This is a genomic window from Phenylobacterium sp., assembly GCF_030681155.1.
Taxonomy (GTDB): Bacteria; Pseudomonadota; Alphaproteobacteria; order Caulobacterales; family Caulobacteraceae; genus Phenylobacterium.
On record NZ_JAUXXE010000068.1, the window covers coordinates 169,710 to 176,668 of the forward strand.

7 protein-coding genes are annotated in these 6,959 nt (G+C 68.2%); 3 read left to right on the forward strand and 4 right to left on the reverse strand.

Annotated elements, in window-relative coordinates:
• Window positions 1-4 precede the first annotated feature (4 nt).
• From glcF to Q8M13_RS17825, 3 genes are read right to left on the reverse strand one after another with little or no spacing between them, the layout of a single operon-like run.
• A complete protein-coding gene (gene glcF, locus Q8M13_RS17815; protein ID WP_305301459.1) occupies window positions 5-1,318 on the reverse strand; it encodes a glycolate oxidase subunit GlcF in 1,314 nt (437 codons plus the stop codon).
• Window positions 1,318-2,541 (reverse strand): FAD-binding protein, encoded by a 1,224-nt coding sequence (locus Q8M13_RS17820; RefSeq protein WP_305301460.1) that lies wholly within the window; start codon window positions 2,539-2,541, stop codon window positions 1,318-1,320. Before Q8M13_RS17820 ends, glcF begins: the two co-directional genes overlap by 1 nt.
• Window positions 2,542-2,543: 2 nt before the next feature.
• Window positions 2,544-4,031: an FAD-linked oxidase C-terminal domain-containing protein gene (locus Q8M13_RS17825; RefSeq protein WP_305301461.1), complete on the reverse strand. Its 1,488-nt coding sequence runs from the start codon at window positions 4,029-4,031 to the stop codon at window positions 2,544-2,546.
• 334 nt (window positions 4,032-4,365) lie between these two features.
• On the opposite strand from Q8M13_RS17825, the gene Q8M13_RS17830 reads away from it, so the two are divergent.
• Window positions 4,366-4,749 carry a cytochrome c family protein gene (locus tag Q8M13_RS17830; RefSeq protein WP_305301462.1) on the forward strand — a complete coding sequence of 128 codons (384 nt, stop codon included), beginning with the start codon at window positions 4,366-4,368 and terminating at the stop codon, window positions 4,747-4,749.
• Between the two features lie 13 nt (window positions 4,750-4,762).
• Window positions 4,763-5,272 (forward strand): hypothetical protein, encoded by a 510-nt coding sequence (locus Q8M13_RS17835; RefSeq protein ID WP_305301464.1) that lies wholly within the window; start codon window positions 4,763-4,765, stop codon window positions 5,270-5,272.
• Between the two features lie 4 nt (window positions 5,273-5,276).
• Here the strand turns inward: Q8M13_RS17835 and coaBC are convergent, their stop codons facing one another.
• The gene (coaBC, locus tag Q8M13_RS17840; RefSeq protein ID WP_305301465.1) at window positions 5,277-6,473 is read right to left on the reverse strand and encodes a bifunctional phosphopantothenoylcysteine decarboxylase/phosphopantothenate--cysteine ligase CoaBC; all 1,197 of its coding nucleotides are present in this window, start codon (window positions 6,471-6,473) and stop codon (window positions 5,277-5,279) included.
• Between the two features lie 116 nt (window positions 6,474-6,589).
• Here coaBC and Q8M13_RS17845 point away from each other — a divergent pair.
• Window positions 6,590-6,959: hypothetical protein (locus Q8M13_RS17845; RefSeq protein WP_305301466.1), on the forward strand; the 370-nt coding region annotated here is incomplete at its 3' end.

Genomic DNA, 6,959 nt, shown 5'->3' on the forward strand with positions numbered 1-6,959 from the left:
CCCCTCAGACGCCGGCCGCAAAGCGCATTTCAGCTAACGCCGCCGGGACCGGCCCGCCCGCGGCCCAGTCCAGCAGTTCGACAGTATGGACGATCGGGATGTCGGATCCCCCGGCAATCTGGGTCATGCAGCCGATATTGCCGGTGGCGATGACGTCAGGCCGCGTGGCTTCCAGATTGGCGACCTTGCGATTGCGCAGTTTGCCGGCGATCTCCGGCTGCAACAGGTTGTAAGTCCCGGCCGACCCGCAGCAGATGTGCGGTTCCGACGGCTCGACCACCGTGAAACCCGCCGCCTTCAGCAGCATCTTCGGCTCATCGCGCACGCCCTGGCCGTGCTGCAGCGAGCAGGCCGAATGATAGGCGACCCGCAGACCAAGACCGGCCACCGCCGAAGGTCCGCTGTCCAGCCCAGCCAAGACCTCGCTCACATCCTTGGCGATCGCCGAGACCACCGCCGCCGGCTCGGCCCAAACCGGGTCGTCGCGGAACATGAAGCCATAGTCCTTGACCGTCGTCCCGCAGCCGGAGGCGGTGACCACGATCGCGTCCAGGTCGCCCGCCGCCATCTGCGCGCGCCAGGCGGTGATGTTGGCCTTGGCCTGGGCGTGCGAGCGGTCGGTCTTGCCCAGGTGATGTGACAAGGCTCCGCAGCAGCCGGCGCCCCGGGAGGTGACAACCTCGACGCCCAGCCGGTTCAAAAGGCGGATCGCCGCGCCGTTGATCTCCGGCGCCAGCACCGGTTGGGCGCAACCGGCCAGCAGCGCGACGCGCGCACGGCGGACGCCGTGGGCCGGGAAAACTTGCGGCTTTTCGGCCGGGTCGGCGGCCGGCAGATGACGCGGCGCCATGCCCGCCATCGCCTTCAGCCGCCCCGGCAGCAGGCCCGCCAACGGGCGGCCCGCATTGGCCAGGCGCAGCGCCCAGCGGAACTTGGCTGGATCGGGCAACACCACCGCCAGCATCGAGCGCAGGAAACGCTCCGGCCACGGACGAACGTGGTGCTCCTCGATATAGGCCCGGGCGTGGTCGACCAGGTGCATGTAGTTCACGCCCGACGGGCAGGTGGTCATGCAGGACAGGCAGGAGAGGCAGCGGTCGACGTGCTTCACCGTCTGAGGCGCCGGCGGCCCGCCTTTCTCCAACATCTCCTTCATCAGGTAGATGCGGCCGCGCGGACTATCGAGCTCGTCGCCCAGCAGCAGGTAGGTCGGGCAGGTCGCCGTACAGAATCCGCAATGGACGCAGGTGCGGATGATCTTCTCGGACGAGGCGTTGTCCGGCGAGGTCAATTGCTCGGGCGTGAAGCTGGTCTGCATCAGGCGCCCCCGTACATGCGGCCGGGATTGAAGATCCCCTGCGGATCGAACTGCGCCCGCACTCGCTCGGTCAAGGCGGCCACGCCGGGCGCCAGGGGTTGAAACGGGTCCTCGGTGGCCCGCACCGCATCGGCCGCGCGCATCAAGGTCGCATGGCCATCGCCACCGGCGACCTCCTGCAGCACCTCGCGCACGCGGGCGGCATGGGCGTGATCAGCGCCCGGCAATTCCAGCCAGACCCCGCCGCCGCCCCAATCGTAGTAGCAGCGCCCCGAAAGCTCTCCAGCCAGCCGCGCCCCGACGGCAGCGCCGAGGCTCGGCGGAACCGACAGCTTCCAGACCACCGTGTCGGCGCCTCCTGCGAACCAGGCGGCGTCAGCGACCTGCTTCCAGATCGCGATCGAAGCCTCGCGGTCGAGCAGAATCTGAGGGCCGGCGCTTTCCAGCGCCTGCGCCAGATGCCCGACCCGCGCCGCCACAGAGGGCCGCACCCCCTCAAGCCTCAGCAGGGTCACGGCCGCCTGGCCGAACACGCCCGCCGCCGCCGAGACCCTCGCGATGTCGGCCGGCAGGTGCGCAGCGCTCGACACCTGCGCTGCGCTGCCCAGCGCCTGGGACATGATCTTCATCGCCGCATCGTCGCCAAGACCCAGCACCGCCAGGGTGGCCGTGTCCGACGCGGCCGGCAGCACCTTCACGGTCAGTTCGGTGGCGGCGCACAGCGTGCCGAAACTTCCGGCGATCAACTTGGGCAGGTCAAAGCCGGTGACGTTCTTCACCACCCGGCCGCCCACTGCGAAGGATTCGCCAAAGCCGTTGACGCCCTTGACCCCCAGGCAATGATCGCGCGGCCCGCCGGCGGTCAGGCGCCGCGGCCCGCCGCGGCCGGTCATGATCGCCCCGCCAAGAGTGCCCCGCCCGGCCGGCAATCCCCACAGCGGGCCGAAATCCGGAGGCTCGAAAGCCAGTTGCTGGCCGCGTTCGGCGAGCATGGCCTCGATCTCGGCCATTGGCGTGCCGGGCGCGGCCGCCAGGATCAGCTCTTCCGGCTGATAGGTGACGACGCCGCTCACCCCTGACAGGTCGAGGACCACATCGGCCTCGACCGGACGGCCGAACGCCCGGCGCGAACCGCCGCCGATCAGTTCCAAGGTCTTGCCGTCCGACAGGGCATCGGCCACGGCGCTCGCGACATCGGCCGCGTCGAAAGGCTGCCAGGTCACGCTCAAAACCGATCGAGTTCAGGAAAGCGGACCTTGCCGCCGTGGATATGGACGCGGCCAAGCTCGGCGCAACGGCAGAGCTTGGGGAACACCTTGCCCGGATTGAGCAAGCCATCGTCGTCGAAGGCGCATTTCAGCCGCTGCTGCTGATCGAGGTCGGCCGGCCCGAACTGCACCTCCATCAGATCGCGCTTCTCGACGCCCACACCGTGCTCACCAGTCAGCACGCCGCCCACCTCGACGCACAAGGTCAGGATCGCCGCGCCGAGTTCTTCGGCCCGATGCAGTTCGCCCGGCTTGTCGGCGTCATAGAGGATCAGCGGGTGCAGGTTGCCGTCGCCGGCGTGGAAGACATTGGCGATCCGCAGGCCGCATTCCTCGGCCAGCTCATTCATCCGCCGCAGAACCTTGGGCAGGGTCGCGCGCGGGATGGTGCCGTCCATGCAGTAATAGTCGGGCGAGATGCGCCCCACCGCCGGGAACGCCGCCTTGCGCCCGGCCCAGAAGCCCTTGCGCTCGTCCTCGTTCATCGAGACCCGCAGATAGGTCGCGCCGCAGCCCTCGCCGATCTCGCGCACCACCTCGATTAGGTGGTCGACCTCGGCCGGCGGGCCATCCAGTTCGATGATCAGCAGAGCCTCAACGTCCAGTGGATAGCCGACCTTGACGAAGGCCTCGGCGGCTTGGATCGCCAGGCGGTCCATCATCTCCATGCCGGCCGGGATGATCCCGGCGGCGATGACCGCCGCCACGCAGGCGCCGGCGGCCTCGACTTCGGCAAACCCCATCAGCAGAGCACGCTGGGTCTCCGGCGCCTGCAGAATACGAACCGTCACCTCGGTCACGACGCCGAGCAGGCCTTCAGATCCACAGACCACGCCGAGCAGATCCAACGCCGCCGGATCCAGGTGCTTGCCGCCCAGCCGCATCACCGTGCCGTCGATCAACACCAGCTGGACGCCCAGCAGGTTGTTGGTGGTCATGCCGTACTTCAGGCAATGCACCCCGCCCGCGTTCTCCGCGACATTGCCGCCGATCGAGCAGGCGATCTGACTGGAGGGATCGGGGGCGTAATAGAAGCCCTCGCCCATCACCGCGTGGGTCACGGCCAGGTTTGTCACCCCCGGCTGGACCACCGCGCAGCGGTTCTCGTAGTCGACATCGAGGATGCGGTTGAACTTGCCCAGGCCCAGAATGATCCCGTCGGCCAAGGGCAGGGCGCCGCCCGACAGCGAAGTGCCGGACCCGCGCGGCACCACCTTCAGCCCCTCGCGGTGGCAATAGGCCAACACCGCGCTGACTTGATCGACCGTATCGGGCAGCACCACGATCATCGGGCGCTGGCAATAGGCGGTCAGGCCGTCGCACTCATAGGCGGCAAGCTGCGCATCCTCGCTGATGACCCCCTCGCCAGGCACGATCGCGCGCAAGGCCGAGACGAACTCAGCCCGCCGGGCGAGCAACCCAGGATCGGGAGTGGGCATCAACATTGGAGTGCGGCCTCGTCTTTGGCTTCGACATAACGCGCTCGCCGGGCGAAGGCCACGCCGCTCGAAGGGTTCGCCCTCGATCACCGTACTGATGTGGTTTCCCAGCAGCCGGACGTCTTGCTTAGTGACGCTGTCGCCAGCCACTCGAGGGCCGCCATGACGAGCCAGGGTAACTCACTAGTCACACCGCTGGGCCGCGTATGGCTCCGCGGCGTATCGGGACGGCATGGCGAAGGGTCTCTCTGCGCCTATCGCCGGGCGCAGGATAAGGACATCATTCACCCGCGCTTCATTCGGGAACTCCCAGGGTTCCCGCATATCCCGGAGGAACCCCGTGTCCCACACGTCATCTCGTCACCTGCTCGCCCTCAGCGCCCTGATCGCGGGGGCCTGCGCCAGTTCGGCGGCCCTGGCCGCGCCGACCCAAGGCGAAACCCTGTTCCAGCAACGCTGCGCGACCTGTCACACCATCGCGCCGGGCGCGGCGAAGATGGGGCCGGCGCTGAAAGGCATTGTCGGATCGAAGGCCGCCGCTGTTCCTGGCTACGCCTTCAGCCCGGCGCTCAAGGCCTCGGGCCTGACCTGGACCACCGCCAATTTGGACAAGTACCTGGCCAAGCCGACCACCGTCGTGCCCGGCACCAAGATGATGGTCGGCGTGCCGGACGCGGCTCAGCGCGCCGCGATCATCAGCTATCTTTCGACACAGGCAAACTAGACGGGGAAGCAGCATGAGCACCGCCGAACTGCTGGGCCAGGGCCGCTCCCGCGGCATGGCCTCCACGCCCAGGTACAGCGCGGCGGAGACGGCGGCGCCGAACTATCATGCGCTCGGCACATTCGCTGAAACCTGGACGTTCCTGGAGCTGTTTCTGGAGCGCTGCGCCGGGCTCGTCGGCAGCGTCAGCGGTCAAGACAGCCTGGCGGCCAAGCTCGAGGCCTTGGACGCCGCGGCGCGCGTAGCTCCAATGCTGAAGGACTTCGCCAGCGAGATCTCGGTGCTGACAGCCGATGTCCGAACCCTGGCCGACATGCGTCAAGCCGTGCTGCAAGGCCTCGCCCAGGCGAGCCTGGAGCGGTTGGGCATGGGCCTGTTCGCGATCCCGAACGCGGCGCGCGCGGCAAAAGCCGTGGCGGGCCGGCAGCAGCCGTCGATCGACACCCTGCACCTGAAGACCTGCGACCTCGTCCGCCGCACCCTGCTGCTGCTGAACGCCCTGGAAACCCGGATCGCCAGCTGAGCGCCTAGTCCAACGCCTGAGCCATTCGCGCGGCGAGTTTGCGCGCGACCTCGGTCTTGGCGACCCGGTCCCAGCGCTCGATCCCCTGGCCGCTCACGATGGCCACCGCGTTGTCGTCGCCGCCCATGGTTCCGGCGATGCTGACGTCGTTGGCGACGATCCAGTCACAACCCTTCCTGGCGAGCTTGGCCTGGGCGTAGGTCTCGACGTCGTTGGTCTCAGCCGCGAAGCCGACCACTAGCTTCGGGCGCCGGGCGCCCGCCTGCGACAGGGTCGCCAGGATATCAGGGTTTTCGACCAGACTGATGGTCGGCGGGCCATCGGCGCCCTTCTTCATCTTGGTCCCGGCTGCGGTCTCGGGCCGCCAATCGGACACCGCCGCCACGCAGACGGCGATATCGGCCGGCAGCGCCGCCTCGCAGGCCGCCAGCATCTGGCGCGCGGTCTCTACATCCACCCGCGTCACCCCGACCGGGGTCGGGACCGAAACCGGCCCGGCGACCAGGGTCACCTCGGCGCCCAGATCAGCCAGGGCTTTGGCGATGGCGAAACCTTGCTTGCCGCTGGAGCGATTGGTCAGCAGCCGCACGGGATCGATGGGCTCGGCGGTCGGCCCCGCCGTGACGATGGCGCGTTTGCCCGCCAGCGGCCGAGCCGCCGGACCGGCCAATGCGGCCATGATCGCCTCGAAAATCACCGCCGGCTCGGCCATCCGGCCGAACCCGAACTCGCCGCAGGCCATGGCGCCCTCATCAGGGCCGACGAACAGCACCCCGTCGCCCTTCAGGGTCGCCAGGTTGCGACGGGTGGCGGCATGCTCCCACATGCGCACGTTCATGGCCGGCGCCATCAGCACCGGCTTGTCGGTGGCGAGCAAGGTGGTGGAGGCCAGGTCGTTAGCGTGGCCGTTCGCGGCCTTGGCCATCAAGTCAGCAGTGGCTGGGACCACCACCACGAGGTCGGCCGAGCGCGACAGCTCGATGTGGCCCATCTCCGCTTCATCGGTCAGGGAGAACAGCTCGGAATAGACCTTGTCCTCGCTGAGCGCGGCCAGCGACAGCGGGGTCACGAACTGGGCGCCCGCCTGGGTGAGGATCGGCCGCACGCCGACGCCCGCCTTGCGCAGCAGCCGCGTCAGCTCCAGAGCCTTGTAGGCGGCGATCCCGCCCCCGACGATCAGCAGAATCCGCTTTTCCGACAAGGCCTCAAGCCCTCCTGTGAAGGTCTGTAGGTCTAGGACAAACAGGGCCGCTGGACAAACCTCACAATCTGTTCTTAATTTGTTCCCACAACCTGGCCGGGCGAGGGAGGAACAGCGTGGCTAAGTACAAGATAGCGTTGAGTATAGGGGTGGCCTTGATCCTGGTCGCCGCCTGCGAACGGCCCTCTGCGGTCGCTGAAAAGGAGCAAGGCGCCACAACGAACGAGCCGCGCGAATTCGCCAGCACGCAGTCGCCTCGATCGGAGAGCAGGGCCCAGGAACCGGTTCGGGAACTCGACGGCAAGCCGATCTGGTCGGCCAGCCGCAGGGGCAGCGCCGAGGAAAACGCCCAACGCGCCTTTGATCGCAACGGCGAAGCGTTCGGCGCCAAGAACCTCGACGACTTCGTCCGCAAGGCTCACGCCTTCGTGGAAAATCCGCCGGCCGGAACCCAGCGCGCCACCCGACCCAATGGCGACACCCTGC

Bases quoted from the DNA above. Each gene is read 5' to 3' on its own strand.
- glcF (WP_305301459.1), bottom strand. From the start codon at position 1,318: ATGCAGACCAGCTTCACGCCCGAGCAATTGACCTCGCCGGACAACGCC.
- Q8M13_RS17825 (WP_305301461.1), bottom strand. From the start codon at position 4,031: ATGTTGATGCCCACTCCCGATCCTGGGTTGCTCGCCCGGCGGGCTGAG.
- Q8M13_RS17835 (WP_305301464.1), top strand. From the start codon at position 4,763: ATGAGCACCGCCGAACTGCTGGGCCAGGGCCGCTCCCGCGGCATGGCC.